Genomic DNA, 19878 nt, shown 5'->3' on the forward strand with positions numbered 1-19878 from the left:
CGGGCGCCGGGCGAACAGGTTCGCGCGCCTTCGTACCGGAACCGGGGCTTCCCGGCTCTGTTTTCTACTGACGCACGAACCTGTTCCCATAGGTGCCGGCGGCCACCGTCCAGCACCGTACACGCGCTGATCTTCGGGCACCTGAATCGGCGTGGTGGTGTCCGGCCGGGCCTCCTGTTCCAGGAGATCCTCCAACCCGTAGGTCAAAAGCTTACGTGCTGAAAAAGGAGTGTCAACGGCTCGCTGACGTGGGAAAACGTCTATGTTCGCAGGTCAGCGCGTGGTCGGCTGCAGGGGATTATTTCTGGTCCGGAACCTTGAACCGGCAGAACAGCTAAGGGAGGTCGTCGGAGCTGAAGAGCTGCACACCGTCATGAACCGTTTCCAGGCATCGCGGTGAGTTCTCGGTGTCGAGGGCCGGCAGAAGGGGCGTGCCCGCCCGCGGATCCGTGCTCCAGGACTGGACGCGGTTATCGGCGGTCTGCACCATCAACTCGTCGACTTCCCAGATGGCGTACGACGCCGGGACGCCCGGAACGAGCTGACCATGCATGGGGTTCGAGGATCCCGCCAGGCGCCATCCGGCGCGGGTGTGGGCGATGAAGGCGGCGCGGGCGGAGATCCTCTCCGCTGCGGTGTTGTGCGAGACGCATGCCCGCACCGAGGCCCAGGGGTCGAGCGGGGTCACCGGACTGTCCGAGCCGAGCGCGAGAGGCACTCCTGCCGCCAGGAGGGACGCAAAGCGGTTCATCCCCGAGCTGCGCTCCATGCCGAGCCTTTGGGCGTACAACTTCCCCACGCCTCCCCACGCGGCGTCGAAGGCGGGCTGCCCACTGACGGAGACACCAAAATGCACCAGTGCCGCTATCGCCTCGTCATCAACCAGTTCGACATGCTCGAGCCGGTGACGGGATCGCCGCACCGCATCGATACCCAGCAGCCCGGCCGCGGCGCCCAGACCGCGCAGCACGCTGTCCAGTCCGGCGTCGCCGATGACGTGGAATCCAGCCTGGATGGATTCCGCCGTGGTGGCCGTGAGGTGCGCCGCCACGGCGTCGTCCCGCAGAAAGCTATGGCCGTGGTTTCCGGCATCATCCGTATAGGGCACACGGAGGGCCGCCGTCCGGGACCCGATGGAACCGTCCACGTTCAGGTCACCGGCGAGCCCCGCCAGCCGTCCGCCGAACATCGCCATCACCCGCCGGGCGTCCTCCGCCGATTCGACCTGCTGGGCCCAGTAGGGAAGAACGACGGGCAGCGGTAGCTCCTGATGCGTGCCGTCGATGAGCAGCAGGCTTTCGAGGTCCTCCTGCGGAGCGATATGCGGAGCCGCCATCTCCGTGAGGGCGACGTACCCCCTGGACGCGGCGAAGGCCAGCGCGCGGCGCTGATAGACGGTGCGCTGCTCCGGCGTAAGGCTGCGCGAGGCCGCTCGCGCTGCCACATGGGCGCTGCGCACCACGAAACCGTCGTCCCACCCGTCCAGTTCCGCAAGGCCGAGTGCTGCTGCCAGGGCGCCGGACACGACCGCGGAGTGCACATCCGCGCGCGCCAAATACACCAGCCGGCGGCCCGTCGCGTTGTCGAGTTCGGCTGCGGTGGGCACGCGCTTCTCGGGCCATCGCGACTCATCCCAGCCGAAGCCCAGAAGGGTGCCCTCCTGGTGTGCGGCCGCCGTCGACAGTTTCTGCAGGAGGTCCGCAAGGGAAGAACAGCCTGAGAGGTCGATGGAGCCGAGGGAGATTCCCGTCTCGGTGGTGTGGACGTGAGCATCGACGAACCCGGGCGTGATCAGCGCACCGTCGAGGTCCACGGTGCGCACACCCTCCCCCGTCAGGTTCTGGGCAGCGTGTTCGGTGCCGACCCAGGCGACGGTGTCGCCGTCCACCAGCATTGCTGTTGCGAAAGGGTCTGCGGGGCTGTAGACGGATCCGTTGCGGTACAGGATCGGAAGGGGTTTTGTCATCGTGTGCTGGGAATACTTTCCTGGAGCGGCGTCGTGCCTGGTTCATTCACTGATATTCGAGTATGCCACCACACCGCGGCGCACCAGTTTGATCGCGCGGACGCAGACACCGTGCATTCCTTCAGGAAGGTCGCGGACCTTCGCGAGCTGGTCCAACAGGTCGATGACCTGTTTGGACCAGCGGACAAAATCACCTGCGGCGAGCTCCGTGCCGCTCAAGGCAGCCTGGAGGGAGCGGCCCTGCGCCCACTTGTACATCGGCCAGACGAGGGACAGCTCGGGTTCTCCGGTCACCGGCAGCCGGTGCTGCTCCTCGAGGTCGGTCAGTTGCGACCATTGCCGGACAATGATCTCCACCGAACCCTCGAGCGCGACGCTCGGCAACACCGGACGGACGCCCCGCTCCTCGCGCTTCGCCTGGTACACCAGCACCGAGGCGATTGCAGCCATCTCCGCTGCATCGAGGTCACTAAAGGCCCCGTGCTCAACGGACAGGCTGATCAGCAGGTCCTTCTCGCCATAGATGCGCCGGAGTTTCTGTCCCGATGCGCTGATGCGGAGCCCCTCAGCGCCCTCCTGCAGGTAGCCGTAGTGTGCCAGCACCTCCGACACGCGGTCGAAGGTCCTGGCGATGGTGTTGGTCCTGCCCCGGATCTGCCCTGCAAGGCGGTCGGTCTCCTTACGGAGTTTCCACCAGCGCTCTGCCCAGCGGGCATGCTGCTCACGGTCGCTGCAGCCATGGCAGGGATGGGCCCGCAGGCGGCGCCGCAGTTCGGTGATGGCGCGCTCCTCGGCCGCGGCAGCGGCGGACGGCAGCCCGTCCGTCCGGCCCGCGCCGCGACGCGGAGGGCGCTTTTCGGACAGCGCGTTCCGCAGGGATGAGGTGAGGTCCCTGCGGTCCTTCGGACTGCGTGCACTGAAGCTCTTGGGTATTTTGATGCGTGAGAGGATCTCGACCGGCCCGTCGAGATCCTGCGCGCCGATGCGGCGGATCTGGGTCTCGAGGGTCAGGACGGTGGGGCGCGGCTCCCGCGAGGAATCGCCTTCGAGGACCACGGCAGACCCCTGGCCCCGCCCGCCGGGGATGTCGATGACGTCCCCGGGTCGAAGCGCCTCCAGGGAGGCGGCAGCTGCAGAGCGCAACGACGTCGACCTGTCGCGGGATGCATGGGCCTCGAGGTCGGACAGTTCACGCCGCAGGCCGGAGTACTCGCGGAAGTCACCGAGGTGGCACGTCATCGACTTTTCGTAGCCGCGAAGCGATTCCTCCCGGCTGCGCACCTGCTTGGCCAGGCCGACCACCGAACGGTCGGCCTGGAACTGCGCGAAGGAGGTTTCAAGAATCTCCCGGGAGCGTTCCTGGCCGAACTGCGCCACCAGATTGATGCTCATGTTGTAGGTGGGCCGGAAGCTCGAATTCAGCGGGTAGGTGCGCCGGGACGCCAGGCCCGCCACAGCACCGGGATCGGTTCCCGGCTGCCACAGCACCACGGCGTGGCCCTCGATGTCGATACCGCGCCGGCCCGCCCGCCCGGTCAGCTGGGTGTACTCCCCTGCCGTCACGTTCACGTGGGCCTCACCGTTGAACTTGTCGAGCTTTTCGAGGACCACCGACCGCGCCGGCATGTTGACACCCAGGGCGAGGGTCTCGGTGGCGAAGACGGCCTTGACCAGGCCGCCGGCGAAGAGCTTCTCCACCACTTCCTTGAAGGTCGGAAGCATCCCGGCGTGGTGCGCGGAGAATCCACGCAGCAGACCCTCGCGCCAGGTCCAGAACCCGAGAATCTCGAGGTCGTCACGGGGTATGTCGAGGGTGGCCGCGTCGATGGTCTCGCTGATCGCCGCGCGCTCCTGCTCCGTCGTCAGCCACAGCCCGGCGTGGAGGCATTGGCCCACCGCCGCCTCGCAGCCGTTGCGCGAGAAGATGAAGGTGATGGCGGGCAGCAGGTCGGCCCGGTCGAGGGCTGTGATCACCTGCGGGCGGCTCGCCCTCCGGACCAGCGTGGTCTGCTGCGGTCCGCGCCGACTCTGGTTCCGGCCGCGCCTCCCGCTGCCCGATCCCCAGTTGGCCCGCTGGTTCAGCCGGACCTCGCTGCTGGCGAGTTCGAGCAGCTCAGGGTTGACGTCATAGCGTTTGTCCGCGCCCGGCTCCGGTCCGGCGGGAGCCGCTTCATCGAACGCGATGTCTCCGGCGAACAGATCGAGCATGTCCTGGCCCACCATGACGTGCTGCCAGAGGGGTACGGGGCGGTGTTCGGACACCACGACGTCGGTATCCCCGCGCACGGTGTCGAGCCACGCACCGAATTCCTCGGCGTTCGACACCGTGGCACTGAGCGAAACGACCTTGACCTCGGTGGGGAGATGGATGATGACCTCCTCCCAGACGGCTCCGCGGAAACGGTCAGCAAGGTAGTGGACCTCGTCCATCACCACGTAACCGAGGTCGTCCAGCGTGTCGGAGTCGGCGTAGAGCATGTTGCGGAGCACCTCGGTGGTCATGACGACGACGTCGGCCTCCGCATTGATGCTGGTGTCACCGGTGAGCAGGCCCACACGGTCCGCTCCATGGGTTGCCGCCAGTTCGGAGTACTTTTGGTTGCTGAGGGCCTTGATCGGAGTGGTATAGAAGGCCTTCAGGCCGCGCTGCAGTGCCAGGTAGACGGCGAACTCGCCCACCACCGTCTTGCCGGCGCCCGTCGGTGCTGCCACCAGGACCCCCTTGCCGGACTCCAGGGATTCGCAGGCCTCCCGCTGGAACGGATCGAGCTCGAACCGTAGGGTCTGTTCGAAGCGGTAGAGGTCGGTCCGCGAATGGTGGGTGCGGGCTCTGGCAGCCTGGTAGCGCTCTGCGGGGGTGCTCATTGTTCCACCCTAGACGTTCGCCATTCCCCCGGCACACGGGTTTGGTCCGGTGCTCAGAGCCCGTCGAGAGAGGACGCCCGGTCCGCGTTCGCTGCCACCTCGGCCTCGCGGATCGCGGTGCGCCGGGCCCGGCGCTTGTCATTGAGAAGGCACAGGCCGATCGCCACGAAAAACAGGAAGAGCATGGGGACCGCCAGGTAGAACATGCTCATCGCGTCTGCGCCTGGTGCGGCCATGGCAGCGAACAGGCAGACCAGGAAAACGGTGATCCGCCAGGCCTTGAGGATCTGGCGTCCGGACACCAGCCCCACCAGGTTGAGTCCGAACAGCACCACGGGCAGGAGGAAGGCGATGCCGAAGGCGAGCATCAGGCGGAGCACGAAGGTGATGAACACCGACACGGTGATGATGTTGGAGAACCCGCTGGGAGTGAAGTCCGTCAGGACACGCACGGCGTTGGGCAGGATCAGCCAGGCCAGGTAGATCCCGGCGAGGAACAGCGGAACGGCCACCCCGATGAAGGACAGCGAGATGCGGCGTTCCTTGGTTTTCAAGCCAGGGGTGATGAACGCCCACAGCTGGTACAGCCAGACAGGGCTGGAAAGGATCAGCCCGAGGAAGACCGAGATCTGGATCATCAGGTCGAAGGGAGATCCTGCGGTGTCGAAGTTGAGCGCGGCACTGCGGCCCTCGCGCTCGTTGATGGCGACCACCGGAGCCGACAGCGCTTCAAGGACCGGCTCGTAGATCAGGAACCCGATGACGGTGCACGCCACGATCGCGATCGCGGATTTGAACAGCCGGCTGCGGGCTTCCTTCAAATGCTCCTTGAGGGCCATCCGCCCTTCAGGGTTGGCCTTCCGGCCCTTCGGAGAAGCCATGGGTACTACTGGGGATGCGTCGAGGAGTTGCCGTGGTGCGGCGGTACCGAGGAACCGGTTCCTCCGGACGGGTCACGCGGCAGGTCGGACGGCGAGCCCGCGGACGTTCCGGCGGGAGGCGTGTGATTGACGTCCCTGCCCTCGACGGTCGGCTCAGCGCCGTCGTCGGACGTGTTCTCGTCCTTCATCTGCTTCACTTCGGACTTGAAAATCCGCAGTGACTGTCCGACGCTGCGGGCCAGGCCCGGAAGCTTCGGTGCGCCGAACAGCAGGACTGCCAGGGCGATGATGATGACGATGTGCCAGCCTTCGAGCCTCATGATCTTGGTTCCTCTCGTTGATCCCCACCCAAGTTTAGGTCACAGATGCGGCATATCGCGCAGGAGCTGCGGTTGCCGGCGTTCCGACCGGAGCCGGACGCGCGCGCTCCGCCGCCGGGCGATACGTTCCGTCCTCTGGAGCGCATTGGCCGCTTTAACCTCGTCCCGTGTGGAAAACACGGCTGGCGCAAAGGAACCGGCGCTGCCAGTTCCCTCGTCGACGCTGCCCGGCGTTTGCCCACTGTTCAGCTGGAGCCGGTCCGTCGCCGCCTCGAATTCACCCAGTGTTGACACGGCGCCGCGGAAGACACGGAATCCCAGAAAGAGGAAAAACAGTGCGGTGAGTGCCAGCAGGGCAACCCAGATTACGATCCATGACCACCAAGGCATACGCCCAGTCTAGGTCACGTCCGGACCGCCAGGGCGTCCTCCACCCAGCGCAGCGCGCTCGCACGCACCTCACGAGGCTGGATGACGACGGCGCTGCCACCCATTCTCGCCACCAGACCGGGCAGCCAGGAAACCGAACCAAGGCGCACCTCGGCGGCAAGCGCGCCGTCGGGCAGTTCGCCGCGCCGCACCGCGCCGTACTGATCGGCCAACCAGCGGGCGGGCGGCTGGAGCACCAGGGTGACGAGGGTGTCGTGCGGCGACGGCCTGTAGACCTCCGGAATGGAGCGGGATGCAGCACTTCCCGCCGCTGGTGCAGGGTGGCGGTGCTCGGCCGGTGCCTGGATGGGCCGCACGTCCTGGATCCGGTCGAGGCGGAAGTTCCGCAGGCCCTCCGAATGCACGCACCACGCCTCCAGATACCACACGTCCTGGTGCGAGAACACGCGGACCGGCTCCAGGAGCCGCTGGGAAATTTCGTCACGCGCCGGGACCAGATAGGACATTTCCACCCGGACCCCGGCGGCCAGGGCGGCCTGTAGAGCCTCGAGCGCCGGATCGATATCCTCTTCCGTGAGCTTTGTGGCCACCGAGCTACCGACCCGTGCGGCATCTCCGGCGGCCGCCGCGAGCTTGGCCGAGGCGCTCACCAGCGCCTCGGTGGACCTCATTCCGGTGAGATTGCGCAGTGACTGGAGGCCGACGATCAGCGCACACGCCTCGTCCATGCTCAGCTTCACCGGCTCCGCAAGATTCTGCGCGTTCGTGAGGTAGATCCGGCCATCCTCGACGTTGACGTCGATCAGCCCGTCCGGATAGTGGCGCGGGCCGCTGACGAAGAGCAGGTCGAGGTCCCGGGTCAACTGGTCGGTGGTCACGTCGAAGCGGCGGGCCGTAGGCGCCAGTCCCGCGCCCGGGTGCGAGAGCAGGTAAGGCACCAGATCGAGGAGGCGCAGGAGATGATCCTGGGCCGACGACTGGCGGCGGGGAAAGGGAACCGGCGCGGAGGAGAGCGGAACCTCGGTGGGCGCGCTGCGCAGTGCCTCGAGCGCCCCCCGAAGTAGTGTGTCCACTTCGGCGGCGAGTTCGGCGGGCCGCGCCACCCGCGCATTCGGCCCGAAGACGGCTATCTCCGGGGCCAGCGCCTGGGCGCTGGAGTACCTCACCTCGAGCTGGTCCCACTCCTCCCCCGCGGAGACGACAGTGCTGCCCTTCCGCACCCGGAGCGCGTTGCAGGACCCCGGGCGGACCGCGATCCTTGCCGTATGGTCCGGCTCGCTTCGTCGAAGCGAAGCGAGTGCGCGGTTCATGTCGAAGGAGTCCGGAACCACGAAGCCGGCATCGAGGATGCGCGGGGCAGAGGTGATGCGGGACAACCGGAAGAACCGTTCAGCCCGGCGGGCGGTGTCGTATCCGACCACGTACCAGTGACCGAATCGAGCCCCCATCCCCCACGGCTCGAGCGTCCGTTCCTCTTCGCAGCCCGTACTTGCGGCCCGGTAGGTGAACCGCAGCAGTTTCCGTTTGGACATGGCACGCCACACCTCGTCCCAATGGGGATCGCTGGTCGGAATGCGCGGCTGGACGGGAAGGCGGGACAGCACGTCGGCGCTGCCCCTCCTCGTGCTGAGTTTGCGCACTGCACGGGACGCGGCGGAATCCAGCGATCCCTGGTCCCACAGACTGGCCGCCAAACTGAGGGCGGCATACTCCTCGGGACTGAAGTTCACGCCGGCCAGCCGGTAATCCTCGGCGTTGATCCGATACCTCTGGACGGTGTTGTCGTTGTCGAACAACGGGTCTTCGCTGAAGGCCTCGAGCGGGATGCCCTGCTCGCGCAGCATCGCCTTGTCCCGGTCGAACAACTTCTCCCGCGCAGCGTCGGTCGACGCTTCACCGTAGAGCTCGATCTCCTCGAACAATTCCTCCTTGGTGAATCCCCGCCTGCTCGAGAGCAGCAGGATCACCAGGGTGAGGAGCCGTTCGGTACGCTTCGCTGACACGGGCGGCTGGGGCTATCGAACTGCCAGGAGGTCCACCACGAAGATCAGTGATTCGTTCGGGGCGATCGCGGAGCCAGCGCCGCTGGGTCCGTAGGCGAGGTGGGAGGGTATTTCCAGCCGGCGGCGTCCGCCGACCTTCATGCCCAGCAGTCCTTCGTCCCAGCCCTGGATCACCTGCCCCACACCCACGCGGAAGTCGAGCGGTGCTCCGCGGTTCCAGGAGGCGTCGAACTCCTCACCCGTCGAGAAGGCGACGCCCACATAGTGGGCTGAGACGGTGTTCCCTGCCTTCACCTCCTGGCCGTCGCCGTTGACAAGGTCCTCGATCATAAGCTCGGTGGGCGCCGGGTGTTCCGGAAAATCAACTTCAGGCTTCTGGCGGTCGAATTGCCGCTGTCCGAATGACATGGTGCTCCTTGGTGTGTCGTCGATGATGTCGTTGGTACGCCGCTCGTCGGGCGGACGGCAGGCTACTGGGCGGCCGCCTTGGCGACAATTTCCACATAGAACACTAGGGCGCCGGCAGGAGCTCCCTGCGGGGCCGGGTCGCCGTAGGCCCAGAGGGCCGGGATCTCCAGCATGACCTTCGATCCGACCTTCTGGCCGGACAGACCCTCCGTCCAGCCCTGAATGACGCCGTTCAGCGGGAAGTCGGCGGGTTCGCCGCGGGAATAGCTCGAATCGAAGTTCTCGCCGTCCTCCCATCGCCAACCGCTGTAGTTGGCCGTGATGGTGTCGGCCTCGGTCACCACTTCGCCGGCGCCCTCTTCGAGGACCTTCACCACGAGGTCTTCGGACGGTTCACGGTCCGGCACGTTGACCTGCGGCGCGCCGTCCTCACCGAAGGTGAACGTGGCCAGCTGGCCTTCATCCTCCAGCTTCTGCACGTCCTCGGGAGCGAGTACTTCAGGTTCCGGGGGCGCGGGAGGGGGATCCTCGGCGGAGAGAACCTTCAACACGAGCAACTGCTGCGGGGCCGACTGGGGCTGTCCCTCGACGGCCTCCATGGGCCTCGTGTACGCGATCTGGGCACCGACCTTCGTGCCGATCAGGACCTCGTACAGCTCGGCGTCCTGCTCCTTGAGCGAATCGTCGACAGGAAGTGCCTGGGGCTCACCCTCCGAGTAGGTGTCACCGACGCTGGCACCATCTTCGGTGTTGAGGAAGACCGCCCGGAACGTGATCTGCTGGTTCGCCTCGATTTCGGCTCCGTCGCCCTCGACCACGGTTTTCACAGCGGGTCCCGTGACATCGAGCGGGGTGTCGAACTCGACGGTCGGCGCTTCGTCATCGCTGCCTCCACTGACTTCGACCGAGTCGAGGATTCCGGAGTCACCGGCGGTCCGGCCCGTGGTCGCTTCGCCGCAGGCGGTGAGTGCCAGGAGCAACAAAAGGAGGGTTGCTAGTACTTTTCGCACAGAACTTCTTTCACAGATGGTTTCGGTCGTCCAGACGGGGCGGCAGGTGCTCCGGCCCCATCAAGCCTAACGGCTGGATCCTGTCACTTTCCCACCGCAGGATAATTCACTGTCTCTTCACAGCTGGCGCAGGAGGGCATCGACGCGTTCGTCGACGGCCGCGAAGGGATCCTTGCAGAGAATTGTCTGCTGGGCACGGTCATTCAGCTTCAGGTGGACCCAGTCGACGGTGTAATCACGATTGGCTTCCTTCGCGCGTCGGACGAACTCTCCGCGGAGGCGCGCCCTCGTGGTCTGGGGAGGAAGGTCGACGGCCTCCTTCACTGCTGTGTCATCCACCACCCGGGCTGTCTCACCCCGAGCCTGCAGGAGGAAGAACAGCCCCCGCGAGCGGGAGATATCGTGATAGGTCAGGTCGAGCTGGGCGGCACGCCCCGAATCCAGCCCGAGTCCTGCACGGCCCAGATAACGGTCCAGTAGCTTCTTCTTGATCGCCCAGTCGATCTCCGTGTCGATGGCTGACGTGTCCTGGGATTCGACGGCATCAAGGGTGCGTTCCCACAGGTCGAGGATCCGGGGCACATTCGCGTGGTGGGCGCCCTGGTCGGCGACGAACTTCCGCACCCGGTCGAGGTACTCGCGCTGCATGTCGAGTGCCGTGACCTGCCGCCCGTTGGCGAGCTTCAGCAGCTGCGAACCGGTGAGGTCGTGCGAAATCTCACGGATGTTACGGATGGGGTTCTCGAGGCGGAAGTCCCTCATGATCACGCCGGCTTCGACCATGCGCAGGATCAGATCCACCGACCCCACCTTGAGCAGCGTGGTGGTTTCGGACATGTTGGAATCCCCGGCGATCACGTGGAGGCGGCGGTAGTGCTCGGCGTCGGCATGCGGCTCGTCCCGTGTGTTGATGATGGGACGGGACCGCGTGGTGGCGGAGGAGATGCCCTCCCACAGGTGATCGGCACGCTGGGAGAACGCGTAGATCGACCCGGTCTGGGTCTTCAGGACCTTTCCAGCACCGACCAGCAGTTGCCGTGTGACCAGGAACGGGATGAGGATGTCCGCCAGCCTGGCGAATTCCAGCTTCCGCGGGATCAGGTAGTTCTCGTGGCTCCCGTACGAGTTGCCGGCGGAGTCGGTGTTGTTCTTGAAGAGGTAGATGCTGCCGTTGTAGCCTTCCTGCGCGAGCTTGTGCTGGGCTTCCGCCACCAGATCCTCCAGGATCAGCTCTCCGGCGCGGTCGTGGGTGATCAGCTGGGCCAGGTCGTCGCACTCCGCCGTCGCGTACTCCGGGTGAGAGCCGACGTCGAGGTACAACCGGGAACCGTTGGTCAGGAAGACGTTCGAGGAACGGCCCCAGCTGACCACCTTCCGGAACAGGTAGCGGGCCACTTCCTCGGGGGACAGCGGGCGTGAGTTCGGTCCGGAGTAGGAAATGCCGAATTCCGTTTCGATGCCGAAGATCCGCCGATCCATCAGGCCCGCCCGCCCTCGGCAAGCATGGCATCGACCTCGGTGGCGGAGATCCGGCGAAAAGCGCGGCGGCTTCCGCGCGTTGTCCCGGGTTCCCGGTCGAGCACCGCCACCTCGAGCACCGCCGAAGTGAGCGGGTGCGCCGGCTGGCCTGCGGCGCCGTCGTTCTGGAGGGACACGACGGCCGCCCGGATCGCCTCGGGGAAGGCGAGGTCCTTCGTCCACCGGCCCCGCAGGGCCCCGACCACTGAATCGGCGGCGCCGCCGATGACCACCATGCCGGTCTCGTCGGCTATCGACCCGTCGAAGGTGAGGCGGTACAGGTGGTCCCCGGCAGGTGTCTCACCCACTTCGGCGACCACGAGTTCCACCTCGAAGGGTTTGCTCTCTGCGGTGAAGACCGCCCCGAGGCTCTGGGCGTACACACTGGCGAGTCCCCGGGCGGTGACGTCCTCACGGGCGTAGGAGTAGCCCCGCACATCGGCGTAGCGCACCCCCGCCTGGCGCAGGCTCTCGAACTCGTTGTACTTTCCCACGGCGGCGAAAGCGATGCGGTCGTAGATCTCGCCGAGTTTGTGCAGTGACGGCGACGGGTTCTCGGCGACCAGCGCTATCCCGTCGCGGCACGCCATGACCACGACGGAGCGTCCCCTGCCGATTCCCTTCCGGGCGAAATCCGCCCGGTCCTTCATCAGCTGCTCGGGCGAGACGTAGAACTGCTGCGTCATGGCTACGCTTCCCTTCCTGCAACCGACCGGCGCTCGATGATTCCCAGCGCCGCCGCTTCGAGTTCGCGCTCGGCCACCCTGCGTGCTCCGGCGCTGTTGACTGTATAGATGACGGGCCAGAGCTGGCGGACGACGTCGGGCCCGCCGGTCGCGGAATCGTCATCGGCCGCGTCATACAGTGACTCGACGGCGACCTGGATGGCCCTCGCCTCATCCAGGTTGGGCTTCCACAGCTTCTTCAGGGCGCCCCTGGCGAACACCGAGCCCGACCCGACGCTGTGGTGTTCCTGCTCCTCGTACCTGCCGCCCGTCACGTCGAAGGAGAAAAGTCTTCCCTCCCGGCGCTCGGTGTCGAAACCGGCGAGGAGGGGCACGACGGCGAGGCCCTGCAGCGCCATGGGCAGGTTCTGCCGCACCATGGAGGCCAGCCGGTTCGCCTTGCCGTCGAGGCTCATCCTCGTGCCCTCGATCTTCTCGTAGTGTTCCAGTTCCACCTGGAACAGCCGGGTCAGGTCGAGGCCGATGCCTGCGCTTCCGGCGATGCCCAGCACCGAGAAGAGGTCTCCGGGGAACACCTTCTCGATATGCCGGCTGGCGATGATGTTGCCCATGGTCGCACGCCGGTCCCCCGCCATCAGCACGCCGCCGGAGAAGGTCATGGAGACGATCGTGGTGGCGTGCGGGGCAAGTCCGGCGGCCGTGCCGTGAACGGGCGCCAGCGTGCCGGTACTCCGGTTGGAGGGAAGCAGCCCGGGATGGTCGCGCCCCAGATACTCCGCGAACGACGTCGAGGCGGCGCGGGAGACCAGTGCTGCTGCATCTTCCGGAATCATCCGTTTACTGGCCGCCCTTCTGCACGAAGCCCCGGACGAATTCCTCCGCATTGGACTCCAGCACTCCGTCGATCTCGTCCAGCAGATCATCCACACCCTCGGTCTTGGCGCTTTCCTGGGCACCCGTGGGAGCAGGGAGCGGCTCCGGCTGGGCGTCGTCCTGGTCCTCTGTCCGTGCTGCGGTACTTTTGTGGTCCTGTGTGGCCATGATGGGTGTCCTTTGCCGGAGTGATTGTGCTGTTCCCTATGGTGCCATGGGTGGTTCCGGGCCGCTCATCAATCGGGCGAGGAAATCCTCGGCGTCAGCCGCCTGTTCGAAGAGCTGCTCGGTCAGCGCTGCGGTTCCCCGCAGCGGCTCCCTCGTCTGGATCCTCTGGAGCCTCTCCTGGGAGGGAAGTTCGAAGATGATGGAGTCCCAGCTTGCGCCCACCACCTGGGCCGGGAACGTGGAGATGCATTTGCCGCGGAAGAACGCCCGGGTATCCCGGGGCGGCTCGACGGCCGCCCGCTCCACGTCGGCTTGGGCGACGAGCAGTTCCACCTCCCCGCGACGGGCAAGCCGGTGGTAGATCCCCCTGTCCGGCCGCAGGTCCGCATACTGCAGGTCGATCAGTCCCAGCCGCGCATCATTCCATTCGAGAGAATCACGGTCGCGGTATGCCTGCAGCACCTTGAGCTTTGCCACCCAGTCGATCTGCCCGGCAGCCGCCATCGGATCGTTCTCCAGAATCCCGATCAGCCCTTCCCATCTCCGCAGCACATCGGCGGTCTGGGGGTCGGCGTCGGCGGTGCAGGCCCGAGCGGCGGCGGAAAAGTAGATGGTCTGCAGATCGAGGCCCGTGACCCTGCGGCCGTCCGCCAGCTCCACTGTTGTCCGGAGGCTGGGGTCGTGGCTGATCGACTGGAGGGCACGCACCGGATCGGCGAGTTCGGGAAGCGGAGCCAGACCGTGTTCGATGAGGGAGAGCACCAGCGACGTCGTGCCCAGCTTCAGGTAGTTGGACACTTCGCTGAGATTCGCGTCCCCGATGATGACATGGAGCCTGCGGTACTTCTCGGCTACTGCGTGCGGTTCATCGCGCGTATTGATGATGGGCCGGCGCACCGTGGTCTCGAGGCCGATCTCGTTTTCGAAGAAGTCGGCCCGCTGGCTGATCTGGAAGCCCGGTGCCTGGTTCGCCGCCCCTATTCCTACCCGTCCGGATCCGCACAGCACCTGCCGCGAGACGAAAAAAGGGATGAGCGACGCCGCAAGCTGGCCGAACGGCACTCTCCTCGGCACGAGGTAGTTCTCGTGGGAGCCATAGGACACGCTCTTGTTGTCGGTGTTGTTCTTGTACAGGTGGACCGGGGAGAAACCCGGGGTGGAGGCAATCCGCTGCATGGCGGTGAGCGCAACGTGGTCGCCGGCCCTGTCCCAGAGCACGGCGTCGTGCGGGTTGGTGACCTCGGGGGAGGAATACTCGGGATGCGCGTGGTCGACGTAGAGCCGGGCACCGTTGTTGAGGACAAGGTTCATCAGGACGGCGGCGTCCGCGGGTTCGCCGCGTTCACGTGCTATTTCCTGGGCACTCAGCACGGGCGCCTCGTCGGTGAGCTGGCTGGGGTGCGCCGCGGCCCGGTCGAGCCGCCACCCCCGTGCATCCGCGAGGGGAGCCTCGTCCGTGTAGTCCCACCGCGTCCCGGCGAGGTTGCCGAGACCTTCCCTCAGTGTTGCGGCATAGGCGTTGACCACCTGCGAGGACAACAGGGTGGGATTGGCCGAGGGCAGCCCGGGCGCGATGATCCCGTACTCCGTTTCGGTGCCCATGACCCGGTGCACGGTCACCCCGGATGCCAGTTGGGGAGACGATCCGGGTGCACCGGCGCTCACAGATACTGGCCGGTGTTCGCCGTCGTCTCAAGGGACTTGCCTGGCTCCTGGCCCGCCTTGCCCTGCACGATGGTGCGGATGTAGGTGATGCGTTCTCCCTTCTTTCCTGAGATCCGCGCCCAGTCGTCGGGATTTGTGGTGTTCGGCATATCTTCGTGCTCACGGAACTCGTCCACCACCGCACGCATGAGATGCTCGATCCGCAGCCCCCTGCTGCCCTCGAGCAGCAGGTCCTTGATGGCGTATTTCTTCGCCCGGTCCACCACGTTCTGGATGACGGCACCGGAATTGAAGTCCTTGAAGTAGAGCATCTCGGTGTCACCGTTCGCATAGGTGACCTCGAGGTACTCATTGGATTTGTCGGTCGAGTACATCTTCTCGACCGTGCGCCGGATCATTTCCTCGACGGTGACCCGTGCGTCGCCGTCGTGCTCGGAAAGATCGTCGGCGTGGAGCGGCAGGGCTGCAGTGATGTACTTCGCGAAGATCTCAGCTGCCCCTTCGGCGTCGGGGCGTTGGATCTTGATCTTCACGTCGAGCCTGCCGGGGCGCAGGATGGCAGGGTCGATCATGTCCTCACGGTTCGATGCGCCGATCACGATGACATTCTCGAGCTTTTCGACACCGTCGATCTCGCTGAGGAGCTGCGGAACGATGGTGGTTTCGACATCGGAGGAGACGCCGGTCCCGCGCGTACGGAACAGCGACTCCATCTCGTCGAAGAACACCACCACCGGACTGCCGTCCGACGCCTTTTCCCGGGCCCGGGCGAAGATCAGCCGGATATGCCGTTCGGTCTCCCCCACGTACTTGTCGAGCAGTTCCGGGCCCTTGATGTTGAGGAAGTAGCTGCGGACCTGCTCGGATCCCGAGCGCTCGGCCGCACGTGCGGCGAGCGAGTTGGCCACGGCCTTGGCGATGAGAGTCTTTCCGCAGCCGGGAGGGCCGTACAGCAGGATGCCCTTGGGTGGCTTCAGGCCGTGCTCGCGGTACAGGTCGGGGTGGAGGAACGGTAGCTCGACGGCGTCGCGGATCTGCTCGATCTGCGGGCCCAGGCCCCCGATATCCTCGTAGGCGATGTCCGGGACCTCCTCGAGGACGAGGTTCTCCACCTCGCTGCGTGGCACCTTCTCCAGGGCGAAGCCCGACTTCGTGTCGACGGCAAGTGCGTCCCCGACCCGGATCCGTTCTTTCAGGAGGGGGCCGTTCAGGCGCACCAGGCGTTCGTCATCCATCCGACCCACCACGAGCGCACGGTCGGAACCCAGCAGCTCCTTGACGGTGACCAGTTCGCCGGCCCGCTCGTACCCGAGGGCGGCGACGATGGTGAGCGACTCATTCAGCAGCACCTCCTGCCCCGGGGCCAACTGCCGCGTACTGATCAGTGGGCTCACCGTGACCCGGAGCTTCCGTCCCGACTGCAGGATGTCGGCGGTCTCCTGCACGGTTGCCTGCGTGGTGGTCCCCGGCTCGGCTGCCTGTTTCGCATTGACCTGGATGATCGTGGCGAAACTGAAGGGCGCGGCGCCTTCCTTCTCCAGGGCCGCCTTCAGCCGCACGATCTCGGTGCGTGCCGCTTCCAGCGCCGCCACCAGACGGGAATTGTTCGAGGTGGCCGATGCGAGTTGGCGGTCGATGTGGCGCAGTTTATCGCGGAGGATGTTGAGCTGGCGCTGGGTCATGGCATGGTCGCCGCCGTGCACCGAGGACTCCTGCGGAATTCCCTCGGCAGGGGAAACATTGTCTTTGGATTCCGCCATCGCGTATCGCCACCTCTGGTTCGGTACTGGGCTGTGTTTCGACCATAGCGCAGACGCGCGGTACTACGCTTGAAAGAACTCCGGAAGTGGGTTGCCTGCCGGCGTGGGTCGGCGTCCCGGCGCCGTCGAGCAGCAAGGATCAGCACGGTGGTGAACCTGCTTCCGCCTCACCTGCTAGGCAAAGGCGGATTTGCCGGTGACGGCCCGGGCCACGATGAGGGAATTGATCTCGTAGCTGCCCTCGTAGGTGTACAGGACCTCGGCATCGCCGAAGAGCTTGCCCATCTCGTAGTCGCTAGTAATCCCGTTGCCGCCCATCAGTGACCGGCCCATCGCCACCGAGTGGCGGGCCAACCGGGTGGTGGTGGACTTGGCCATCGCTGCCTGGACCATCTCGAGGTTGCCTCCCTCCTGGACACGGGCCAGCTGCGCCATCAGCGACAGCGAGGCGGAAGCGTTGCCCAGAATTTCGGCCAGCTGCTGGGCGATGAGCTGGAAACGGGCCAGTTCCTTGCCGAACTGCTTTCGCTCGAGAGCATAGGAACGTGCGACGTCGAACGCGGCCAGCTGGATGCCGGCGGCCTGCCAACCAACCCAGGCGCGCGAGTCGCGCAACAGCTCGTTGGCCTTGGAGAAGTCCGTGGCTCCGGGAAGCAGGCTGGTTCCGGGGATGCGAACCTCGTCAAGCACGATGTCCGCGTTCTGCATGATCCGCAGCCCGATCTTGTTGGCGATCTTCGTGGCGGTGTAGCCGGGGCGGTCCGTCTCGACGATGAAGCCTTTGACCTGTTGATCGGCGACATCGCGCGCCCAGACGAGGGCGAGGTCTGCAATGGTTCCGGCGCCGATCCAGCGCTTCGCGCCGTTGATCACCCACTCGCCATGCTCCAGCCGTGCGGTGGTGGCCAGACCGCCCGCAATGTCCGAACCGTGGTCCGGCTCGGTGAGGGCGAAGGCTCCGATCTGCGTCAGGGCGGTAAGCCCGGGCAGCCACCGGGACTTCTGCTCCTCCGAGCCGAGCGCATCGATCATGCCGACGATCAGCTCGTTGTGGATCCCCACGAGGGCCGAGAGGGACACATCGGCGCGCGCCACCTCGACGTACATGAGGCCCTTGAACAGCTTGGAGGTCCCGTCCGTCTGCAGGCCTCCGAGGCCGTACCTGCCGAGCTCGGCAAGGAGCCCGAACGGAAACTCCTCACGGTTCCAGTACCCGATCGAGGCCGCACGGATTTCCGTCTGAAGGAACTCACGAATTCGGTGGTAGCGGCACTTTTCCTCCGAAGAGAGCAGATCGACGATGTACATCAGATCGGCGTCCGGAAAGGGTGGGGCCGCCATGCCTGCCCCACCCGCCGGACCCGGTGTAGTCCCTGGTGTCGTCTCCGGCTTCCGTTCGGTTCCCGCCTCTGCGAAGCGCTGTCCGCCGGCACGTCCTTCAGGCTGCACGGGCGAGTTTCCCTTCGTGATGATCCGATCATGTACCGGGTCGGCTCTTCCAAATCCTTGGATGTCCTACTATATTCCACGATGGAAAAGTTAGGCTGATCGCTATGAGATTCAGGACGACAGGCCGGGTGTGCTGTGGCAACGCCGCTACCGCGTGATCCCATCGCCGACGCCCGGCTGAACTGGGAACGGCACGGCTGGTCCGAGGTCGCCGCACCGATGGCCGCCATCACCGCCATCATGCGCACCCAGCAGATCCTGCTGGCCCGGATCGACGGGGTCCTGAAACCGTTCGGGGTGACGTTTGCGCGGTACGAACTCCTCGCCCTGCTGAGCTTCGCCCATGGCGGCGCACTGCCGATGAACAAGGCGAGTGCTCTCCTGCAGGTGCACCCCACCTCGGTGACGAATGCCGTCGACCGGTTGCAGGGCGTGGGACTGGTGATCCGCTCGACGCATCCCACGGACGGGCGCACAACCCTGATCGAGCTCACCCCGGAGGGGCGTGCGCTGGCCGGACGGGCGACAGCGGCACTCAACGTCGAGGTCTTCGCGCAGTCCGGCTTCACGGAGCAGGAGGTCGACCAGCTGATTCGGGTTCTGGGCTCCTTCCGCCGCGATGCCGGCGACTTCGCCTAGGATTCGGGTCAACAGCGCCTGCTGGAACTTAGTAGGAAGTCCGAGTACATTCGGGTCAGAAGGTGTTCCGGGCCCTACGGGCCCGGTTGTCATTCCGGACATTCCACGGTGCAAAGGAGCACTCCAGCATGGTTTGCAAGCAATCCCGTCACCGTGAGGGCCGGCACGTCGAAGGGACCTCAGGGCGCTTCAGCGCCGTCTATGGTCCGTGTACCGGCGAGATCCAGGCCCAAGTTCCGCAGACCGGTGCCGGTCTCGTGATGTCGGAGGGTAGCTCATGACGGGGAGGCACGTGGAGGAGAGCCCGGCGGCCGAGGTGCTGTTCGATCGGCGCGGCCGGCTGGGCGTGGTCACGCTGAACCGGCCCCAGGCCGTCAATGCGCTGACCGCAGGCATGGCCTCGGCCATGCTGGAGCAGCTGGCCCTTTGGGCGGACGATGACGCCGTGGCGACCGCGCTGATCCGCGGCGCCGGTCATCGGGGGTTGTGTGCCGGCGGGGACATCGTGGCCATCTACCGGGACATGCTCGACGGCGGCACCGCTACGGCCGAATTCTGGGCCGAGGAATACCGGTTGAACTCTACGGTCTCGGGTTACCCCAAGCCGTATGTGGCTTTCATGGACGGTCTGGTCCTGGGCGGCGGAGTGGGCATCTCCGCGCACGGCTCGGTCAGGATCGTCACCGAACGCACCCGGATGGGCATGCCGGAGACCACCATCGGGTTCGTCCCCGACGTCGGGGGAACACTGCTGCTCTCCCGCTCACCAGGGGAGGCCGGCACCCATGCGGCTCTGACGGGCGCGCACCTGAGCGGCGCCGACGCCCTGTTCCTCGGCTTCGCGGACCACTTCGTTCCGTCCGCGAGGCTCGAGGAGCTCGCCGGGGCGCTGGAGAGCGAGAACGTGAACGCCGCCGTCGAACGCTTCGCCGAGGAGGCCCCGCCCTCCGCTCTCGCGGCGCAGCGGGAATGGCTTGACGCCTGCTATTCGAGCGACGATGCGGAAGAGATCGTGCGTCGGCTGCGGGCCTGGGGCGGGGATACCGGAGGAGAGGCCGCCAAGGCGGCCGACACGATCGACGCCAAATCGCCGACCGCCGTGAAAGTAGCGCTGGAATCCCTGCGCCGGGTCAGCGGGCTCAGCCTCGAGGAGGCGCTGGAACAGGAGTACCGGGTGGGGCTGCGGTTCCTCGCCGGACCCGATTTCCGGGAAGGCATCCGCGCCCAGGTCGTGGACAAGGACCGTCACCCGCAGTGGCAGCCCGCCGGGCTGGCGG

17 protein-coding genes are annotated in these 19878 nt (G+C 66.1%); 2 read left to right on the top strand and 15 right to left on the bottom strand.

What is annotated here, in order from left to right; genetic code table 11:
• Window positions 1–334 precede the first annotated feature (334 nt).
• From Y704_RS0112630 to Y704_RS0112700, 15 genes are all read right to left on the bottom strand, one after another.
• Entirely contained in the window at window positions 335–1966 is a 1632-nt protein-coding gene (locus tag Y704_RS0112630) for an amidohydrolase (protein ID WP_026550380.1), read from the bottom strand.
• 42 nt (window positions 1967–2008) lie between these two features.
• On the bottom strand, window positions 2009–4831 hold the full coding sequence (locus Y704_RS0112635) for a DEAD/DEAH box helicase (protein ID WP_026550381.1): 2823 nt from the start codon (window positions 4829–4831) through the stop codon (window positions 2009–2011).
• Between the two features lie 53 nt (window positions 4832–4884).
• The gene (gene tatC / locus Y704_RS0112640) at window positions 4885–5712 is read right to left on the bottom strand and encodes a twin-arginine translocase subunit TatC (RefSeq protein WP_035772700.1); all 828 of its coding nucleotides are present in this window, start codon (window positions 5710–5712) and stop codon (window positions 4885–4887) included.
• A 5-nt stretch (window positions 5713–5717) separates the two neighbouring features.
• Window positions 5718–6032: a Sec-independent protein translocase subunit TatA gene (gene tatA, locus Y704_RS21115; protein WP_051477018.1), complete on the bottom strand. Its 315-nt coding sequence runs from the start codon at window positions 6030–6032 to the stop codon at window positions 5718–5720.
• Window positions 6033–6071: 39 nt separating this feature from the next.
• Window positions 6072–6422: a hypothetical protein gene (locus tag Y704_RS0112650; protein WP_026550383.1), complete on the bottom strand. Its 351-nt coding sequence runs from the start codon at window positions 6420–6422 to the stop codon at window positions 6072–6074.
• A 14-nt stretch (window positions 6423–6436) separates the two neighbouring features.
• Window positions 6437–8425: a helix-turn-helix transcriptional regulator gene (locus Y704_RS21120; protein WP_051477019.1), complete on the bottom strand. Its 1989-nt coding sequence runs from the start codon at window positions 8423–8425 to the stop codon at window positions 6437–6439.
• Between the two features lie 12 nt (window positions 8426–8437).
• Entirely contained in the window at window positions 8438–8833 is a 396-nt protein-coding gene (locus tag Y704_RS0112660) for an FKBP-type peptidyl-prolyl cis-trans isomerase (RefSeq protein ID WP_026550384.1), read from the bottom strand.
• A gap of 62 nt (window positions 8834–8895) precedes the next feature.
• A complete protein-coding gene (locus tag Y704_RS0112665) occupies window positions 8896–9843 on the bottom strand; it encodes an FKBP-type peptidyl-prolyl cis-trans isomerase (RefSeq protein ID WP_026550385.1) in 948 nt (315 codons plus the stop codon).
• Window positions 9844–9960: 117 nt separating this feature from the next.
• Window positions 9961–11322, bottom strand: a complete 1362-nt coding sequence (pafA, locus tag Y704_RS0112670; protein WP_026550386.1) for a Pup--protein ligase — start codon at window positions 11320–11322, stop codon at window positions 9961–9963.
• A complete protein-coding gene (gene prcA, locus Y704_RS0112675) occupies window positions 11322–12047 on the bottom strand; it encodes a proteasome subunit alpha (RefSeq protein ID WP_026550387.1) in 726 nt (241 codons plus the stop codon). Before prcA ends, pafA begins: the two co-directional genes overlap by 1 nt.
• 2 nt (window positions 12048–12049) lie before the next feature.
• The gene (gene prcB / locus Y704_RS0112680) at window positions 12050–12880 is read right to left on the bottom strand and encodes a proteasome subunit beta (protein ID WP_026550388.1); all 831 of its coding nucleotides are present in this window, start codon (window positions 12878–12880) and stop codon (window positions 12050–12052) included.
• Window positions 12881–12884: 4 nt separating this feature from the next.
• Window positions 12885–13088 carry a ubiquitin-like protein Pup gene (locus Y704_RS0112685; RefSeq protein WP_026550389.1) on the bottom strand — a complete coding sequence of 68 codons (204 nt, stop codon included), beginning with the start codon at window positions 13086–13088 and terminating at the stop codon, window positions 12885–12887.
• Window positions 13089–13124: 36 nt separating this feature from the next.
• A complete protein-coding gene (gene dop / locus Y704_RS0112690; RefSeq protein ID WP_081747642.1) occupies window positions 13125–14690 on the bottom strand; it encodes a depupylase/deamidase Dop in 1566 nt (521 codons plus the stop codon).
• Window positions 14691–14749: 59 nt separating this feature from the next.
• Entirely contained in the window at window positions 14750–16435 is a 1686-nt protein-coding gene (arc, locus tag Y704_RS0112695; RefSeq protein ID WP_253904333.1) for a proteasome ATPase, read from the bottom strand.
• Between the two features lie 252 nt (window positions 16436–16687).
• Complete coding sequence (locus tag Y704_RS0112700) at window positions 16688–17854, bottom strand: acyl-CoA dehydrogenase family protein (protein ID WP_026550392.1); 1167 nt, start codon at window positions 17852–17854, stop codon at window positions 16688–16690.
• A gap of 243 nt (window positions 17855–18097) precedes the next feature.
• Between Y704_RS0112700 and Y704_RS0112705 the strand changes: the two genes are divergently transcribed.
• Both Y704_RS0112705 and Y704_RS21125 read left to right on the top strand, forming a co-directional pair.
• A complete protein-coding gene (locus tag Y704_RS0112705; protein WP_026550393.1) occupies window positions 18098–18601 on the top strand; it encodes a MarR family winged helix-turn-helix transcriptional regulator in 504 nt (167 codons plus the stop codon).
• A 277-nt stretch (window positions 18602–18878) separates the two neighbouring features.
• A partial coding sequence (locus tag Y704_RS21125) for an enoyl-CoA hydratase/isomerase family protein (RefSeq protein WP_035772705.1) occupies window positions 18879–19878 on the top strand: 1000 nt, incomplete at its 3' end.

Source organism: Arthrobacter sp. Br18 (genome assembly GCF_000520555.1).
Taxonomy (GTDB): Bacteria; Actinomycetota; Actinomycetes; order Actinomycetales; family Micrococcaceae; genus Arthrobacter_D.

What these genes read in the sequence shown, in the direction of transcription:
- Y704_RS0112650 (WP_026550383.1), bottom strand. Translation starts at nt 6,422, where the DNA reads ATGCCTTGGTGGTCATGGATCGTAATCTGGGTTGCCCTGCTGGCACTC.
- prcA (WP_026550387.1), bottom strand. Translation starts at nt 12,047, where the DNA reads ATGACGCAGCAGTTCTACGTCTCGCCCGAGCAGCTGATGAAGGACCGG.
- arc (WP_253904333.1), bottom strand. Translation starts at nt 16,435, where the DNA reads ATGACCCAGCGCCAGCTCAACATCCTCCGCGATAAACTGCGCCACATC.
- Y704_RS0112635 (WP_026550381.1), bottom strand. Translation starts at nt 4,831, where the DNA reads ATGAGCACCCCCGCAGAGCGCTACCAGGCTGCCAGAGCCCGCACCCAC.
- pafA (WP_026550386.1), bottom strand. Translation starts at nt 11,322, where the DNA reads ATGGATCGGCGGATCTTCGGCATCGAAACGGAATTCGGCATTTCCTAC.
- Y704_RS0112700 (WP_026550392.1), bottom strand. Translation starts at nt 17,854, where the DNA reads ATGGCGGCCCCACCCTTTCCGGACGCCGATCTGATGTACATCGTCGAT.
- tatA (WP_051477018.1), bottom strand. Translation starts at nt 6,032, where the DNA reads ATGAGGCTCGAAGGCTGGCACATCGTCATCATCATCGCCCTGGCAGTC.
- Y704_RS0112630 (WP_026550380.1), bottom strand. Translation starts at nt 1,966, where the DNA reads ATGACAAAACCCCTTCCGATCCTGTACCGCAACGGATCCGTCTACAGC.
- Y704_RS0112685 (WP_026550389.1), bottom strand. Translation starts at nt 13,088, where the DNA reads ATGGCCACACAGGACCACAAAAGTACCGCAGCACGGACAGAGGACCAG.
- dop (WP_081747642.1), bottom strand. Translation starts at nt 14,690, where the DNA reads ATGGGCACCGAAACGGAGTACGGGATCATCGCGCCCGGGCTGCCCTCG.
- Y704_RS0112660 (WP_026550384.1), bottom strand. Translation starts at nt 8,833, where the DNA reads ATGTCATTCGGACAGCGGCAATTCGACCGCCAGAAGCCTGAAGTTGAT.
- tatC (WP_035772700.1), bottom strand. Translation starts at nt 5,712, where the DNA reads ATGGCTTCTCCGAAGGGCCGGAAGGCCAACCCTGAAGGGCGGATGGCC.
- prcB (WP_026550388.1), bottom strand. Translation starts at nt 12,880, where the DNA reads ATGATTCCGGAAGATGCAGCAGCACTGGTCTCCCGCGCCGCCTCGACG.